This window comes from Marinobacter mobilis, assembly GCF_900106945.1.
Taxonomy (GTDB): Bacteria; Pseudomonadota; Gammaproteobacteria; order Pseudomonadales; family Oleiphilaceae; genus Marinobacter; species Marinobacter mobilis.
The window spans coordinates 135,458-151,118 of sequence record NZ_FNNE01000006.1 but is presented as its reverse complement, the minus strand read 5'-3'; the positions used below and the strand labels follow the sequence as shown (position 1 = coordinate 151,118).

Below are 15,661 nucleotides of genomic sequence, written 5' to 3'. Positions count from 1 at the left end.
TTGAGCCGAATGGCGGAAACGCCATCCGCCAGCGAGTGCCGGCGGATGTCTGCCCAACCCTACAACAAGGTCAGGCTATGCACTGAATAACGAGGGATCAGGTCCACTCTTTCAGCTTGTTGCCCTGCTTGTCGGAGAAAGCACCGGCAACGATCATGATCCAGTCGATCAGGGCCCAGATGCCCAGACCACCCAGAGTCAGAATCTGCAGCAGACCAGTTCCGATCTTGCCAACGTAGAAACGGTGAACGCCGAAACAGCCCAGGAAAAAGCACATCAGAAAAGCCGGCAGGATTTTCTTGTCGGAAACGGATTCTTCAACCATGTAATGCTCCATGTATTTAGTACGATCTATTTATAACTTCCTAAAATCACTCGAATAAAGCTGTCGTCCAGCAGAAGGTCATGCGAGTGATCCGAGATTAAACCGAGTTAATGTTGAGAGCAAGAACAGGTCAGACGGAAAACGCGTATTCCAGGCCGATTCAGGCCGTAAAAAGGTAATAAGTTGTGAAACCAGAATTTCCAACAATCCCCTGCGAAGACTGTATCTTAAGGAAGTTCGTGCACTAACTCCGGAAGATCCAGCCCGTTACGTGGAAAATATTGTTTTTTCGTAACACTATGTAGCTTACTCAGCAGAATCGGACGCACATGGATAGCCGGCTCCATGGCCGACTATCCAAGCTATCGACTTGCTCAGCTGTCGAGGTGCTCTTTCATGAATGCAGTGATGGTCTGGCGAGATTCTGCGGCTTCCGGAAACCAGTGCTCAAGCAATGGAAATGCGTGGGGCAGATGAGTCCACAACTCCAGACGGGTATCCACGCCCTGCTCGGCCGCAACCTGGGCAAACAGCACGCTGTCATCCCTCAACACTTCATGCTCACTGGCGATCAGCAACAGCGGCGGAAACCCGGCACAATCCGCATGAATCGGCGAAAGCTCAGGATCCGAATGATCCAGCTCACCAACGTACCACTCAACAATCCGAGTCAATGCCAGCATAGGCAACATCGCGTCGCGTTTCAGGTTTTCGGTACGTGACGGCGGGTTATGAATCCGCGACAGGTCCGTCACCGGAGCCACGGGCACAGCACAGGCTGGCATCGGCCACCCGCGCCGGCGGATCCGCTGCAACAGGCCCAACGCCAAATTGCCTCCGGCAGACTCCCCCCCCAGAATAATTCTGGACGCCGGGATGCCCCTGTCGAGCAGCGCGCCATAGGCCCGCTCACAATCATCCAGCCCCTGAGGATAGGGACACAAAGGTGCAATACGGTAATCCGGTGCCACCGCCGATGCGCCCAGCTCAAGGCACAATCGATTGAGGAAGCGAAGGTGTGCGTCGGGCATCAGCGGCAGGACAAAGGCGCCACCGTGAACCCACAGAATCACCGGCCCAGTATGATCAATGTCCCCCAGGATGTACGAAGGCACACTTTTTCCCGGCCCGCCCAGGATCCGGTAATCCTGAGGCAATGAACGCGGGTCGCGGTATTTGGCCCCTGCCACACGGGCCTGACCAGCCGCCATACGCCGCATACTGCCGGAAACCATAAAGCGCATCAGCGGCCGAAACACCCAGCGGATCAGCCGTAACACCCAACGACTACGTCGGCTCAACACCGTTTCATGACGCTGAAACTTTGCTTGCTTGCTCATAAGGCTTCCTTTGATTCGAAACTAGCTGATAGCAAGCTACCTGAGTGAGAGGGGAGATGGAAGTGTTTTGACTGGCTGGATTCAGGCCCCTGCGAGCTTGAATACTACGCTCATCGGGTTGCTCCCTTCATGGCGTTGGTAGTCGACCTCGCCACGGCTCAGCCTGTCTGCCATTAGGCCCTCCCTACCCACGGATCTTCTGTTGCTTTTTTTCGGGGGTAGCAGGTGTGGTGTGGTTGACCAACAATCCCTGCCCTCCAAGGTGTATCCAATCCTGATACACTACGCAAAACTGTACCAGGCCTGACTTCCAGGCAGCCTGCCAGCTTCGTTGACTAAGCGAGGCTCAAAGACTTGTGAATGTCCTTAGTACGGACTGATTTTGAGTAGATAATGAGCAATTCAAGCACCCAAAGCACACTGAAAGCCCCGATACAAAATGCCGGGAGTACAGCTTCAGAACCCTCCCGCCGCTTCTGCGTCGCCCCTATGATGGACTGGACCACCCCGCACTATCGCTACCTGGCGCGGCTGATCAGTCGTCACACCCTGCTCTACACCGAAATGGTGACAACGGGGGCGTTGCTGCATGGGGATACCGAGCGTTTTCTTCGGCACGATCCGGCGGAGTATCCGCTGGCGCTTCAGTTGGGAGGCAGCAACCCGGAGGAGCTGGCCCAATGTGCGCGGCTGGCAGAGCAGTATGGCTTTGATGAGGTGAATCTCAATGTAGGCTGCCCCAGTGACCGGGTGCAGAACAACATGATCGGTGCCTGTCTGATGGGACATCCGCAGCTGGTGGCGGAGTGTGTGGCGGCAATGATGGCGGCCACCACGTTGCCGGTAACCGTCAAGCACCGCATCGGCATTAACGGCCGGGAGTCATGGGACGAGCTGTGTGAGTTCATTGATACAGTGGCGGCAGCCGGGTGCCGGACGTTTATTGTCCATGCCCGCATCGCCATCCTCGAAGGCCTGAGCCCCAAGGAAAACCGGGAAATTCCGCCACTGAAATACGACTGGGTCTACCGGGTCAAGGAACGCTACCCTCACCTGGAGATTATTATCAATGGCGGCATCAAGACTCTGGATGAGTGCGAGGAACATCTGCAACACACCGATGGCGTGATGGTGGGCCGCGAGGCGTACCATAACCCCTGGATGCTGGCGGGCGTGGATCCGCGGTTGTTCGGGAGCGATACGCCGGTCAGCAGCCGCCACCAGGTGCTGCGGACCATGCTGCCCTACATCGAGTCAGAGCTCGCCCGCGGCGTGCATCTGGGTTACATCACCCGTCACTTGCTGGGCTTGTTCCATGGCTGTAGCGGAGGGCGCCAGTTCCGCCGCTACATCAGTGAGAACGCCCATCGCCGCGGAGCCGGTCTGGAGGTTCTGGAACACGCGATGTCTCTGGTACCGGAAACGGAGGAATCTACGACTTTGGGCGTCTGAGGTCATCGCCGTCTTGTCCCTGTCAAAGGCCCCGGTTATTGTAGACATAGATAAAGGTCCCCGGAATCAGAACAACGCTCAGGATGACAGAACGAATGACCAGCAAGCTCGATCAGCTCAAGACGATGACCACGGTTGTGGCCGACACCGGCGATTTGGATGCCATTGCCCAATGGCGCCCGCAGGATGCCACCACCAACCCTTCCCTGCTGCTTAAAGCGGCCGACTCTGAACGCTATCGGCCTATGATCGATGCGGCCATCGACGACGCTCGCAAGGCCGGGGGCTCGGAGGGTGACCAACTGACTTACGCCACGGACATGCTCGCCGTTCGCGCAGGTGAGGAAATCCTGAAGCTGATTCCGGGCGTTGTCTCCACCGAAGTGGACGCCCGCCTATCCTTCGATACCGCCGCTACGCTTGAGCGGGCCCGCCGGCTGGTTGACCTGTACGACCAGCGCGGCATCGATACCAGCCGGGTACTGATCAAGATTGCCTCCACCTGGGAAGGAATTCGTGCTGCAGAACAACTGGAAAAAGACGGTATTCGCTGCAACCTTACCCTGCTGTTCTCATTTGCCCAGGCCCGGGCCTGCGCGGATGCTGGCGCCCACCTGATTTCACCATTTGTAGGCCGGATTCTGGATTGGCATCTGGCCAACAGCGACCGCGATGCTTTTGCCCCCCACGAAGATCCCGGTGTGCAGTCGGTTACCCGTATCTACAACTACTACAAGTCCCACGGCTACAGCACGGTGGTGATGGGCGCGAGTTTCCGTAACGCCGGTGAAATCGAGATGCTGGCCGGCTGTGACCGGCTGACCATCAGTCCGGCGCTGCTGCAGTCCCTGCAGGACGATGCCGGCACGCTCGAACAAAAGCTTTCGGCACACAGTGCCAACAGCCTCGAACGCCCGCGAGCCATGAGCGAATCATTGTTCCGCTGGGAGTCGAACGAAGACGCCATGGCCACGGAAAAGCTTGCCGACGGAATCCGGCGCTTTGCCATTGACCAGATCGAACTCGAAAGCCGGGTTCGTCGCCTGGCCAGCGCCGCCTGACCCCGGCCTATACAGGAGCCCGCCACACACAATGATTGCGCGGTTGAAACAACTCTTGCTGGCGACGCCCTCCGGTGGCGCCGAAACCCCGTCGAACAGGCACCGGATGGCGGTTGCAGCCACCGCCCTGATGGTTCAGCTGGCCCGCATCGATCAGAATCAGGATGCGCGGGAACTGAGCACCATTGTCGACTGTGCAATAAAAGCGCTTAAGATCACTCGCGAAGAGGCGGAAGAAATTCTGCAGGATGCGCTGGCTCACGCCGATTCAGCCACCTCCCTGTACGAATTCACCGGCATTCTCAACGACCACCTGGACCAGGGCCACAAGCTCTTGCTGCTGGAGAGTATCTGGCGGGTCGCCTACGCCGATGGCCGTATCGATCAGTACGAAGAGCAGCTGATTCGCCGCATCGCGGACCTGCTCTACCTTCATCACAGCGAATACACGCTGGCGCGCCATCGCGCCGAGCAGGCCCACCAGGCAGAGAGATCGCCCGGATAACCAGGGATAAGGAGTCACGCCATGCTTGCCATACTTCACCCCGACACCGCACTGGATAGCGAGGAATACCGCCAGACGCTGCATTTTCTTGAGAATCTGCCGGGGGTGTCATTGCGGGTTCACGAGATCCAGGGCGCCAGCCAGCGTCTGACCGAGGTCTACCTGCTGGGGGACACCAAGTCCCTCGATAAAGATGAAATTGCCGCCCTGCCCGCGGTGGAGCGCGTTATCCGCATCTCCGACGACTACCGGATTCTGGGCCGCCACCGCGACGACGACCGGGTCAGTGGATTCAGCTACAACGGTGTGACCTTCAATCAGGACAACCTCAATGTATTCGCCGGCCTCTGCGCCGTGGATGTGCCCGAGCACGTTGAACTGATCCTGAAGGCCCTCGAATCCCACGGCCAGGTCTGTACCCGGATGGGCGCCTACAAACCGCGGACCAACCCCTATTCTTTCCAGGGTCATGGCAAGGGCTGTCTGCCCTGGGTTTTCGAAAAGGCGGGCAAGCATGGCATCAAGGTGATTGCGATGGAGATCACCCATGAGAGCCACATCGAGGAAATCGACGAGTGCCTCGAAAAGCTCGGCCGTCCCACCGGGGTCATGCTTCAGGTCGGTACCCGTAACACCCAGAACTTTGAACTGCTCAAGGCCATCGGCCGTCAGAGTACCTATCCGGTCCTGTTGAAGCGGGGATTCGGCATCACCCTGAACGAATCCCTCAATGCCGCCGAGTACCTGGCCAGTGAAGGCAACGCCAACGTGGTGTTCTGCCTGCGGGGAATGAAGACGGAAGCCGGCCAGCCCCACCGCAACATGGTGGACTTTGCGCACGTGCCAGCCGTCAAGCGACTGACCCGGATGCCGGTGTGTATTGACCCCTCCCACTCGGTGGGCAGCCGGGAGCATGCTCCGGATGGCATTCTGGATGTGATGCACACCACCGCACAGGGGATCATTGCGGGCGCCAACATGGTACTGGTGGATTTTCACCCGAAACCTGAACTCGCGCTGGTCGATGGCCCCCAGGCACTTCTCATGGAGGAGCTGCCGGCGTATCTTGAAGACATCCAGCTGTGCCATGAAACCTGGAAAAAACGCCAGGCCCTGTACAGCAGGATTCGTATCGACACCCTGAACGGCTAACACACTGAATGATCATTTACGGACACCGCGGGGCCAAAGGTGAGGCCCCCGAAAACACTCTCGCCGGATTCGAGCTGGCGTACCGACATGGCATCCGCCGCTTTGAGTTTGATCTGATTCTGGCCAAAGACGGACAGCCCGTGGTTATCCATGACCTGACCCTGGAACGCACCACCGGCCAGAGCGGTAAGGTCGCCGATTACACGGCGGCAGATCTCGCCAAGATGGATGCCCGCAAGAACGTGGTCACCTGGCCGACACCAACGGGCATTCCAACCCTTGAAGCGGTATTGGCAGCAATTCCGGAATTCGAGCATCTGCAGCTTGAGGTCAAGACAGACAAGCGCAACCGGTTAAATATCCTGTGCAACCGGCTCACTGAACTGATTCAGAAGCGGGATTTGTTCGAGCGTGTGGTGGTGACTTCGTCTGACACCTGGTTCCTTCAGGAAATCCGCCGCAGAAACCGGCGCATTGCCATCGGCGTCGTGATCGACAGCCGGTTTCCCAAACCCATCAGCGTTGCGTCGAGACTTGAATGTGACTATCTGATTCTGAACTGGAAGCTGTGCTCCCGGGAGTTGGTGGAGGATGCTCACCGGCGGGATATCAAGGTATCGACCTGGACGGTCAACCGGATTCACGACATGCTGGAACTGGAAGAACAGGGGGTCGACAGCATCATCACCGACTATCCGACCAGTACCCGGATCTATTTCGAGAATCGCATGGAATCCCTGCCACACCTGCCGCCTGAGCAGGACGACGATGGCCAGGAACCCTCACTTTCCCCTTCCGCCTAAATAACTGGCCCCGCAAAGCGGGGCCGGACATAACTCAGAAGATACGGTTCAACCCGTTCAGTGCAGCGACCCGGTAGGCCTCCGCCATGGTGGGGTAGTTGAACGTCGTGTTGATAAAGTAGTTCAGCGAGTTGGCCTCGCCTTCCTGGTTCATGATGGCCTGGCCGATGTGGACGATCTCGGCCGCCTGGTCTCCAAAGCAATGAATACCGAGAATTTCGCGGGTCTCGCGATGGAACAGGATCTTCAGCATGCCAACGGCTTCGCCAGTAATCTGAGCGCGCGCCAGGTCCTTGAAGAACGCCTGCCCCACTTCGTAAGGCACCTTGGCCTCGGTCAGCTCACGCTCGGTCTGGCCGACAGAACTGATTTCAGGGATGGTATAGATACCGGTGGGTACATCGGAGACGTAGCGGAAGTAGTCGTCGTGGACTATGTCAGAGGCGGCTGCCCGTCCCTGGTCATAGGCTGCGCTCGCGAGACTTGGCCAGCCGATGACATCACCGACCGCATAGATGTGCGGTACCTGGGTTCGATAGTGTTCATCCACCGCCAGCTGGCCCCGACTGTTGGCTTCGAGGCCAACGTTCTCCAGGTTCAGCTTGTCGGTGTTGCCGGTACGGCCGTTACACCACAGGAATGCATCTGCGCGGATTTTCTTGCCGGACTTCAATGACAGCACGACGCCGTGTTCGTCACCGTCCACCGCTTCATATTCTTCATTATGGCGAACCAACACACCGTTGTTGCGCAGGTGATAGCTCAGCGCATCAGAAATCTCGTCATCCAGGAAGGACAACAGGCGACTGCCCGGGTTGATAAGATCAACCTTGACCCCGAGACCGGCGAAGATCGACGCATACTCGGAGCCGATAACACCGGCACCATAGATAATCAGGGTGCGGGGCGTATGGGACAGGTTCAGGATGGTGTCGCTGTTGTAGATACGGTGGTGACGGAAGTTGACGTCCGGTGGCAGGTACGGCCTCGAGCCAGTTGCAACGACAATGGTCTTCGCGTGCAGTGTTTCCGAAGCCTGACGGCTGCTAACTTCAACCCGGTTGGCATCGACAAAACGCGCCTTGCCGTTAAACAGGTCAATGCGATTTCGGGCGTAGAACTGGGTCCGCAACTTGACCTGCTTGCCAATTACTTTCTGGGCGCTGGCCAGTACCCGCGGGAAGGAAAACCAGCGGGGCTCTCCGATGTCGCGGAACATCTGGTTGGTATTGAACGTAATGATCTGTTTGACCGAGTGACGAAGCGCCTTGGAAGGAATGGTGCCCAGATGGGTACAGTTGCCCCCGACCATTTGCTTGTCTTCAATGATCGCAACCCGCTTACCGTTCTTGGCAGCATTCATGGCCGCACCCTCGCCTGAGGGACCGGCACCGATAACGACGACGTCGTATTGATGTTCTGGCATGCGCGCAGTAACTCCTTATCTACGTCATTTAATATTATTGGGCTGACTTGCTCGCGTCATAGGCCAGAGCATCGGCAGTTTTGCCCTCTTTGGCCAGGCGATCGTTTTCCTCTTTGCACTTCTTGGTGTTGCCGCCACAAATATCACAGGCGCCATCAAGGCCCAGAGCGCCAATACCGCCGCAGGTACCACTGATGGGCTTACGGCCCATGATCACGCCAATGGACATAGCCAGAAGGAGGACCCCAACAATGACAAAAACCAGCAGAAACGTGCCCATAACGATTCACCTCACCTTCACTATACAGTCACTGATCACCCGGCCTGGAAACAGTCCTATCTGATTATTCAACAAGATAGGACGAAAAGGCCGGCGTGTAGTGTGATTCAAAACCTTCCCCGGTACGCACAATGAAATACGCCGGAATATTGTCACGGATTGCCAGCGCTCTGGCCTTTTCAAACCCCATGACATTAAAAGCTGTCGCGATGCCATCTGCCAGCATACAGTTTTCTGCAATCACCGTCACAGACGCCAGATTATGGCTGATAGGCTGGCCGGTTACCGGATCGATGGTATGGGAAAACCGCTGCCCATCGGACTCAAAATAATTCCGGTAATCACCGGAAGTAGCCAGGCCATGATCGTCGAGAACAACCACCCGGTTGACCTGCCGATCACCCGCTACCGGTTGTTCGATCGCCAGGCGCCAGGCCTCACCACCAGGCTTGCGCCCCTTGACCCGGATCTCACCACCGATTTCCACAAGAAACGCGCTGATGCCTTCGTCCTCGAGAAAACGGGCAACAGCATCCACCCCATAGCCCTTGGCGATTGCTGACAGGTCCAGGTATTGATGCGAGCGGGTACGAACCGCTGGCGGTTCCTGCTGAAGTTCAATATTCCAGTAGCCTATCGCGCCCAGTCGCTGGGCCAACTCGTCGGCATTGGGAACCACATCCGGGCGGCCTTCCGGACCGAAGCCCCAGAGATTGACCACAGGACCAACCGTGATATCAAAGGCCCCTTCACTGAACTCGGAGATCGAGCGGGCTGCGGTCAGCACATCGAGAAGCTCAGCAGAGATCGCTTGCCACTGGGACTGATCCACGGCCGAGTTGAACTGTGACAATTCGGAGTCCTGCCGCCAGGTCGACATCGAGGCGTCCACCTGCTGCAACACCTGACCAATCCCCTGCCCCAGATTCTCCAGACGCACGGGGTCATCGTTCAATACGACATTGATATGATAACGGGTACCAAAGACCGGGCCAGACAACTCCCAGACTTTTGCCTCTTCCTTAAACGAGCAACCCGCCAGGGTCGCAATCACCAGCATCACAAGGATGCTGGTGACTGAAGCCCTGGCGGGTCGGAACATGCGGGATGTCATCGGGTCTGTTTAACCTCCAAAGTCATCCAGCATGATGTTCTCGTCTTCAACACCCATATCCTTCAGCATCTTGATCACGGATGCGTTCATGATTGGGGGCCCACACATGTAGAACTCACAATCCTCTGGGGCCGGATGGTCCTTGAGGTAGTTTTCGTACAACACGTTGTGGATGAAGCCGGTGTAGCCAGTCCAGTTATCGGTCGGCATTGCATCGGACAGCGCCACGTGCCATTCGAAGTTCTCGTTCTGCTCAGCCAGACCGTCGAAGTCTTCGACGTAGAACATCTCACGTACACTCCGCGCACCGTACCAGAAGCTGATCTTGCGGTTGGAGTTGAGACGCTTGAGCTGGTCAAAGATGTGCGAACGCATCGGAGCCATGCCGGCACCACCACCGATGAACACCATTTCAGCATCGGTCTTCTTGGCGAAGAACTCACCGAACGGCCCCATCACGGTAACCTTGTCACCCGGCTTCAGGTTGAACACAAAGCTGGACATGATGCCCGGCGGATGGTCGCTGCCTGGAGGCGGAGTGGCAATCCGGATGTTGAACTTGAGAACACCCTTCTCTTCCGGATAGTTGGCCATGGAGTAGGCACGGATGGTGTCTTCCTTGTTGATCGCCTTGTAGCGCCAGATATCGTGCTTGTCCCAGTCTTCATGGAACTCTTCTTCGATATCGAAGTTCTTGTAGTCGATCTCGTACGGAGGACACTCGAGCTGAACATAACCGCCAGCACGGAAGTCAACTTCTTCGCCTTCCGGCAATTTCAGCACCAGCTCCTTGATGAAGGTGGCCACGTTGTGGTTGGACACCACCTCGCATTCCCACTTCTTCACGCCAAAGAACTCTTCCGGCACTTCGATCTTCATGTCCTGCTTGACCGGAACCTGACACGACAGGCGCCAGCCTTCTTTCTCTTCACGGTTGGTGAAGTGCGTCTTTTCCGTTGGCAGCATGGCGCCGCCGCCGTCCAGCACCTTACACTTGCACTGCGCACAGGTACCACCGCCACCACAGGCAGAAGACAGGAAGATGCCGTTGCCGGCCAGCGTGCCCAGCAGTTTTCCGCCAGCCGCTGTTTTGACCGTATGTTCAGGGTCGTCGTTGATTTCGATAGTCACGTCACCGGTGCTAACCAGCTTCGAGCGTGCCGCCAGGATGATCGCCACAAGCGACAGCACGATAACGGTGAACATGACCACGCCGAGAATAATTTCTGTATTCATGGTCTCGCCTTTTCGTTAAACCGAATCACCGGATTGGTTACAGTGAAATACCTGAAAACGACATAAAGCCCAGGGACATCAAACCAACCGTGATGAAGGTGATACCCAGGCCCCGGAGACCTTCCGGAACATCGCTGTACTTGAGTTTCTCGCGGATACCAGCCAGGGCAACAATTGCCAGTGCCCAGCCAAGACCCGCACCGAACCCGTACACAACACTCTCACCAAAGGTGTAGTCCCGCTCTACCATGAACAGGGACGCACCCATGATGGCGCAGTTCACGGTAATCAGCGGCAGGAAGACACCCAGCGCCGAATAAAGAGCCGGAATGTACTTGTCCAGTACCATTTCCATGATCTGAACGATCGCTGCGATCACGCCGATGTAAGTCAGCAGACCGAGGAAGCTCAGGTCGATGTTCGGATAACCGGCCCAGTCCAGCGCACCTTCACGCAACAGGTTGTTGTAGATCAGGTTGTTGGCCGGAACGGTCAGGGTCAGAACCACAATAACCGCAATACCGAGACCCACAGCTGCTTCGATCTTCTTGGAAATCGCCAGGAAGGTACACATCCCCAGGAAGAACGCCAATGCCATGTTTTCAACGAAAACGGCCTTCAGAATCAGACTGATATAGTGTTCCATCAGAAGGCCTCCTTGGCTTTATGGCGAGACATCTTGTAGTCAGCCTCTTCCACCTGATCCGGCTTCCAGGCGCGCAGGCCCCAGATTGCCAGACCGATGATGAAGAACGCACTCGGTGGCAGCAGCAGCAGACCGTTCGGCACGTACCAGCCACCTTCGTTAATGGTGGGCAGCAGGGTAATACCAAACAGCGAGCCGGCGCCCAGCAGTTCACGGAAGAAGGCGATGAAAAGCAGCATCACAGAATAGCCGAGACCATTACCGATACCGTCCAGGAAGCTCAGCGCCGGGCCATTTTTCATGGCAAAGCCTTCTGCACGACCCATAACAATACAGTTGGTGATGATCAGGCCAACGAAAACCGACAGCTGCTTGCTGATTTCATAGGCATACGCCTTGAGCACCTGATCAACCACGATGACCAGAGAGGCGATGATGGTCATCTGCACGATGATCCGAATGCTGTTCGGAATCTGTGTGCGAACCAGCGATACCGCGAGGTTGGAGAATGCGGTAACCGCAATTACCGAAATACACATGACAATGGTCACGTTCAGGCTGGTGGTAACCGCCAGCGCCGAACAGATACCAAGAATCTGAAGTGCAATCGGGTTGTTGCTGAAAATCGGTCCAAAAAGAACCTGCTTGGCTGATGTATCCGCCATGATCAGACCTCCCCTTGACGCAGTTTTTGCAGGAACGTTGCGTAGCCGTTCTCACCCATCCAGTAGTTCAGCAGGTTTTCAACACCGCGACTGGTCAGGGTTGCGCCGGAAAGCGCATCGACTCTGTGTTCCCCGTTTGGATCGTTGGGATCAACACCGCCCTTCACGAGACGAATCTCCGGCTGGCCGGCCTGGTCTCCGTAAACGGTCTTGCCTACCCATTGCTGCTTCCAGCGGGGGTTATCCACTTCACCACCCAGGCCCGGAGTTTCTGCGTGAGAGTAGAAACCGAGACCTTCGATAGTGTTGGCATCACCTTCGAGGGAAACAAATCCGTACAACGTAGACCAAAGACCGTAACCGTGAACGGGCAGAACCACACGCTGCAGCTCGCCGTTTTCAGTCAGGATGAAGATCTTGGCAACGTTTGGACGACGCTTGATTCCCGCAGGATCTTCGCTGCTGCCAAGTACGGTGGACAGAGCAGGATCAGAAGCGGCTTTGTACATGTCGTACTTCATCGCGTCTTCAAAGCCAACGCTCTGAGGATCAACATACTCACCAGTGTCCAGGTCCAGCAGACGCACTTCAAAACGCTGGAACTGCTCTTCAATATCAGCCGGGGTTGCACCCGCTTCCAGCATGCCAGCGGCAGCCAGAATATTGGATTTGATATCCAGGTTCTGGTTGGTTACCTGAGCCGGTTTCAGCATTACGGCGGCGGTAGAAACCACCACCGAGCAGACGATACACAGCGCCAGCGCAACGATCAGGGTTCTGGAGACAGTTTCCTTGTTAGCCACGGGCAAGCCTCCGTTTGATGTTGGCCTGAACCACATAGTGATCCATCAGCGGTGCGAACAGGTTGGCGAACAGAATGGCGAGCATGATGCCTTCTGGGAACGCCGGGTTGATAACGCGGATCAGCACGGTCATGACACCCACCAGAATGCCAAAGCACCAGCGACCAGTGTTGGTCATGGCGGCAGACACGGGGTCGGTTGCCATGAACATCATGCCGAAGGCAAAGCCGCCGATCACCAGGTGCCAGTGAGCCGGTACGCTGAACATCGGGTTGGTATCAGAGCCCACTGCGTTCAGCAGCATGGACATACCGATCATGCCGATCAGCACACCACCCACGATGCGGTAGGACGCGATCTTCATCATCAGCAGAATCAGGCCGCCGATCAGTACCGCAACGGTGGAGGTTTCACCCATGGATCCCTGAATGGTTCCGAGGAATGCGTTCACCCAGCCGATCTGCTGCTCCAGCGCTTCAACGCCACCGCTGGCAGCCCAGCTCAGTGCGGTTGCACCACTGAAACCGTCAACCGCAGTCCAGACCGTGTCACCTGAGATCTGCGCCGGGTAAGCGAAGTACAGGAAAGCACGACCGGTCAGGGCCGGGTTAAGGAAGTTCTTGCCGGTACCGCCGAACACTTCCTTACCAATGACCACACCGAAGGTAATGCCCAGTGCGACCTGCCACAGCGGGATGGTCGGCGGGCAGATCAGTGCGAACAGCACGGAAGTCACGAAGAAACCTTCGTTAACCTCGTGACGACGGACAGTCGCAAACAGGACTTCCCAGAAACCACCAACGGCGAAAGTCACCAGGTAGATCGGGAGGAAGTACGCCATGCCGTAGACAAAGTTGTCCCAGACGCTGGCGGCATCGTTACCGGCCAGAGCCGAGATAAACGCCGTGCGCAGGCCACCGTCACCCATCAGGGCATCAGGATTTTCAGCCAGGAAGCTGTTGGCCTGGAAACCGATGTTCCACATACCAAAGAACATGGCCGGGAAGGTGCACAACCAGACGGTGATCATCAGTCGTTTCAGGTCTACGCCGTCGCGAACATGAGCCGTGGTGGAAGCTACCTTGCCAGGGGTATAGAAAATGGTGTCAACGGCTTCGTACAACGCGTACCAGCGTTCATACTTGCCGCCTTTTTCAAAGTGATGCTCGATACCATCGAGAAACGTACGGATACTCATGTCGTATTAGCCCTCGATCTCGATTCGGGTCAGGTTCTCTCGGAGAATCGGACCGTATTCGTATTTACCCGGGCACACAAAGGTACACAGAGCGAGATCTTCTTCGTCCAGCTCCAGCGCACCCAGCTTCTGGGCGGTTTCGGTATCGCCAACGATCAGCGAACGCAGCAGCTGGGTCGGCAGGATGTCCAGAGGCATCACAGCTTCGTAACTGCCCACCGGAACCATTGCCCGCTCACTGCCATTGGTGGTGGTGGTGAAGTCGAACTTCTTGCCGCCAAACAGCTTGGACAGGTAAATATTCAGCACAGAGAACTTGTTGGTGCCCGGAGACAGCCAGCCCATGAACTCACGCTTGGTGCCTTCTTCCAGAATGGATACCTGGTTGGCAAAACGACCGAGGTAGGCGCAGGGGCCAGTGCCACGGCGGCCACCGAAGACGGAGCCGGAGATCAGTCGAACGTCACAGTCCTGAACAGTCTCGCCCTCGGCCAGTTCATTCAGATTCGCACCAACGCGGGTACGGACCAGACGAGGCTTGGAGGCCTTGGGACCACCCAGTGCTACGACACGCTCTACTGCCAGCTCGCCGCTTTCAAACAGCTTGGCGATTGCAATAACGTCCTGATAGCCCACAGTCCAGACAGTTTTGGAAACGCTGACCGGATCCAGGTAGTGGATATGGGTACCAACGTTACCGGCAGGATGGACACCATCGAAATGATGACCTTCCACGCTGCCACCCTGGGGGACGGATACCTCTGCTCCCGGCTTGGCCGCAACAAACACCTTGCCGTTGGTCAGTTTGGCAATCAGGGCGAGGCCTTTTTCAAAGGCTGCGCTGTTTTCACCAATGATGACGGCCGGATCGGCTGCAAGCGGGTTGGTATCCATCGCAGAAACGAAGATGGAATTCGGTGTAGAGTCGATTTCAGGGACTTTACTGTAGGGACGGGTACGGAAAGCAGTCCACAGACCGGACTCAACCAGGTTATCGACCACCTGCTGACGGTCCAGACCGGCAATGTCCGAGTCGCTGTAGCGAGCGAAGGTCTCAGCCTCATCACCATCTATTTCGATGACGATCGACTGGAATACGCGGCGCTCACCCCGGTTAATTTCTTTCACCACGCCTGCTGCGGGTGATGTATAACGCACGCCTTCGGTCTTCTTGTCCGTAAACAGCAGCGACCCGCGCTTGACGCGGTCTCCCTCTTTGACAGCCATGGTTGGCTTCATGCCATTGTAGTCAAAGCCGATCAAAGCCACGTGACGTACGGGCTTTCCTTCGGTAATGGTCTGTTCGGGAGCGCCACTGATGGGAAGATCCAGGCCTTTCTTGATCTTGATCATTAGCCTCGTCCAATCATCAGAAACTTTTCGATGGATTTGCCACGCCTGACTTCCTGCACCCAGGACTTCCCGTAATGACTTTACGTCAGTTGGAATGACCGGAACGGAGGCGGAGCGGCAGCATACCGATGCCAGGCCTCGTCGCCAGCAGGATGAGAACGGTTTTCTGTGTCAGACGTACCCAAAATCGCGCCAATTATAGAGACTTGATAGCGGCATTTCCACCGCAACCTCTCCGACTTTGCGCCTAATTGGTGTCAACCTTGAGCCTTATCCCTAAAACAAAGAACCCCCGACAACAC

At 56.6% G+C, this 15,661-nt stretch carries 16 protein-coding genes; 5 read left to right on the top strand and 11 right to left on the bottom strand.

Annotation, left to right across the window (positions count from 1 at the left end; genetic code table 11):
- Positions 1–97: 97 nt before the first annotated feature.
- Both BLV11_RS10865 and BLV11_RS10860 read right to left on the bottom strand, forming a co-directional pair.
- On the bottom strand, positions 98–325 hold the full coding sequence (locus tag BLV11_RS10865) for a TM2 domain-containing protein (RefSeq protein WP_091813674.1): 228 nt from the start codon (positions 323–325) through the stop codon (positions 98–100).
- Positions 326–699: 374 nt separating this feature from the next.
- Positions 700–1,665: an alpha/beta hydrolase gene (locus tag BLV11_RS10860; protein WP_091813670.1), complete on the bottom strand. Its 966-nt coding sequence runs from the start codon at positions 1,663–1,665 to the stop codon at positions 700–702.
- 393 nt (positions 1,666–2,058) lie between these two features.
- Here BLV11_RS10860 and dusA point away from each other — a divergent pair, with 393 nt between their 5' ends.
- The 5 genes from dusA (at position 2,059) to BLV11_RS10835 (ending at position 6,638) form a co-directional block, all read left to right on the top strand.
- Entirely contained in the window at positions 2,059–3,117 is a 1,059-nt protein-coding gene (dusA, locus tag BLV11_RS10855) for a tRNA dihydrouridine(20/20a) synthase DusA (protein WP_091813666.1), read from the top strand.
- A 95-nt stretch (positions 3,118–3,212) separates the two neighbouring features.
- The gene (gene tal, locus BLV11_RS10850) at positions 3,213–4,178 is read left to right on the top strand and encodes a transaldolase (protein WP_091813663.1); all 966 of its coding nucleotides are present in this window, start codon (positions 3,213–3,215) and stop codon (positions 4,176–4,178) included.
- A 43-nt stretch (positions 4,179–4,221) separates the two neighbouring features.
- Entirely contained in the window at positions 4,222–4,683 is a 462-nt protein-coding gene (locus tag BLV11_RS10845) for a tellurite resistance TerB family protein (RefSeq protein ID WP_245725999.1), read from the top strand.
- Positions 4,684–4,704: 21 nt separating this feature from the next.
- Positions 4,705–5,835 carry a 3-deoxy-7-phosphoheptulonate synthase gene (locus BLV11_RS10840; protein ID WP_091813657.1) on the top strand — a complete coding sequence of 377 codons (1,131 nt, stop codon included), beginning with the start codon at positions 4,705–4,707 and terminating at the stop codon, positions 5,833–5,835.
- Between the two features lie 8 nt (positions 5,836–5,843).
- Entirely contained in the window at positions 5,844–6,638 is a 795-nt protein-coding gene (locus BLV11_RS10835) for a glycerophosphodiester phosphodiesterase (RefSeq protein WP_091813654.1), read from the top strand.
- A gap of 34 nt (positions 6,639–6,672) precedes the next feature.
- Here the strand turns inward: BLV11_RS10835 and sthA are convergent, their stop codons facing one another.
- The 9 genes from sthA to BLV11_RS10790 all read right to left on the bottom strand — a co-directional run bounded on the left by sthA (position 6,673) and on the right by BLV11_RS10790 (position 15,359).
- Positions 6,673–8,064, bottom strand: coding sequence for a Si-specific NAD(P)(+) transhydrogenase (sthA, locus tag BLV11_RS10830; RefSeq protein WP_091813651.1), 1,392 nt, complete (start codon positions 8,062–8,064; stop codon positions 6,673–6,675).
- Positions 8,065–8,098: 34 nt separating this feature from the next.
- The gene (nqrM, locus tag BLV11_RS10825) at positions 8,099–8,344 is read right to left on the bottom strand and encodes a (Na+)-NQR maturation NqrM (protein ID WP_091813648.1); all 246 of its coding nucleotides are present in this window, start codon (positions 8,342–8,344) and stop codon (positions 8,099–8,101) included.
- Positions 8,345–8,408: 64 nt separating this feature from the next.
- Complete coding sequence (locus BLV11_RS10820; protein ID WP_091813644.1) at positions 8,409–9,458, bottom strand: FAD:protein FMN transferase; 1,050 nt, start codon at positions 9,456–9,458, stop codon at positions 8,409–8,411.
- A gap of 9 nt (positions 9,459–9,467) precedes the next feature.
- On the bottom strand, positions 9,468–10,694 hold the full coding sequence (gene nqrF / locus BLV11_RS10815) for an NADH:ubiquinone reductase (Na(+)-transporting) subunit F (RefSeq protein WP_091813640.1): 1,227 nt from the start codon (positions 10,692–10,694) through the stop codon (positions 9,468–9,470).
- A 37-nt stretch (positions 10,695–10,731) separates the two neighbouring features.
- Positions 10,732–11,340, bottom strand: a complete 609-nt coding sequence (gene nqrE / locus BLV11_RS10810) for an NADH:ubiquinone reductase (Na(+)-transporting) subunit E (protein ID WP_091813637.1) — start codon at positions 11,338–11,340, stop codon at positions 10,732–10,734.
- The gene (locus BLV11_RS10805; RefSeq protein WP_091813634.1) at positions 11,340–12,005 is read right to left on the bottom strand and encodes an NADH:ubiquinone reductase (Na(+)-transporting) subunit D; all 666 of its coding nucleotides are present in this window, start codon (positions 12,003–12,005) and stop codon (positions 11,340–11,342) included. The genes nqrE and BLV11_RS10805 overlap by 1 nt, the downstream gene beginning before the upstream one ends.
- Before the next feature lie 2 nt (positions 12,006–12,007).
- Positions 12,008–12,844: a Na(+)-translocating NADH-quinone reductase subunit C gene (locus BLV11_RS10800; RefSeq protein WP_091813631.1), complete on the bottom strand. Its 837-nt coding sequence runs from the start codon at positions 12,842–12,844 to the stop codon at positions 12,008–12,010.
- Positions 12,801–14,006 (bottom strand): NADH:ubiquinone reductase (Na(+)-transporting) subunit B, encoded by a 1,206-nt coding sequence (locus BLV11_RS10795; protein ID WP_091813629.1) that lies wholly within the window; start codon positions 14,004–14,006, stop codon positions 12,801–12,803. Before BLV11_RS10795 ends, BLV11_RS10800 begins: the two co-directional genes overlap by 44 nt.
- A 6-nt stretch (positions 14,007–14,012) precedes the next feature.
- Positions 14,013–15,359 (bottom strand): Na(+)-translocating NADH-quinone reductase subunit A, encoded by a 1,347-nt coding sequence (locus BLV11_RS10790; protein WP_091813626.1) that lies wholly within the window; start codon positions 15,357–15,359, stop codon positions 14,013–14,015.
- Positions 15,360–15,661: the final 302 nt, after the last annotated feature.

What these genes read in the sequence shown, in the direction of transcription:
- BLV11_RS10805 (WP_091813634.1), bottom strand. Translation starts at nt 12,005, where the DNA reads ATGGCGGATACATCAGCCAAGCAGGTTCTTTTTGGACCGATTTTCAGC.
- BLV11_RS10800 (WP_091813631.1), bottom strand. Translation starts at nt 12,844, where the DNA reads ATGTGGTTCAGGCCAACATCAAACGGAGGCTTGCCCGTGGCTAACAAG.
- BLV11_RS10840 (WP_091813657.1), top strand. Translation starts at nt 4,705, where the DNA reads ATGCTTGCCATACTTCACCCCGACACCGCACTGGATAGCGAGGAATAC.
- nqrM (WP_091813648.1), bottom strand. Translation starts at nt 8,344, where the DNA reads ATGGGCACGTTTCTGCTGGTTTTTGTCATTGTTGGGGTCCTCCTTCTG.
- dusA (WP_091813666.1), top strand. Translation starts at nt 2,059, where the DNA reads ATGAGCAATTCAAGCACCCAAAGCACACTGAAAGCCCCGATACAAAAT.
- tal (WP_091813663.1), top strand. Translation starts at nt 3,213, where the DNA reads ATGACCAGCAAGCTCGATCAGCTCAAGACGATGACCACGGTTGTGGCC.
- BLV11_RS10860 (WP_091813670.1), bottom strand. Translation starts at nt 1,665, where the DNA reads ATGAGCAAGCAAGCAAAGTTTCAGCGTCATGAAACGGTGTTGAGCCGA.
- nqrE (WP_091813637.1), bottom strand. Translation starts at nt 11,340, where the DNA reads ATGGAACACTATATCAGTCTGATTCTGAAGGCCGTTTTCGTTGAAAAC.
- BLV11_RS10820 (WP_091813644.1), bottom strand. Translation starts at nt 9,458, where the DNA reads ATGACATCCCGCATGTTCCGACCCGCCAGGGCTTCAGTCACCAGCATC.
- BLV11_RS10790 (WP_091813626.1), bottom strand. Translation starts at nt 15,359, where the DNA reads ATGATCAAGATCAAGAAAGGCCTGGATCTTCCCATCAGTGGCGCTCCC.
- nqrF (WP_091813640.1), bottom strand. Translation starts at nt 10,694, where the DNA reads ATGAATACAGAAATTATTCTCGGCGTGGTCATGTTCACCGTTATCGTG.
- BLV11_RS10865 (WP_091813674.1), bottom strand. Translation starts at nt 325, where the DNA reads ATGGTTGAAGAATCCGTTTCCGACAAGAAAATCCTGCCGGCTTTTCTG.
- BLV11_RS10795 (WP_091813629.1), bottom strand. Translation starts at nt 14,006, where the DNA reads ATGAGTATCCGTACGTTTCTCGATGGTATCGAGCATCACTTTGAAAAA.
- sthA (WP_091813651.1), bottom strand. Translation starts at nt 8,064, where the DNA reads ATGCCAGAACATCAATACGACGTCGTCGTTATCGGTGCCGGTCCCTCA.
- BLV11_RS10835 (WP_091813654.1), top strand. Translation starts at nt 5,844, where the DNA reads ATGATCATTTACGGACACCGCGGGGCCAAAGGTGAGGCCCCCGAAAAC.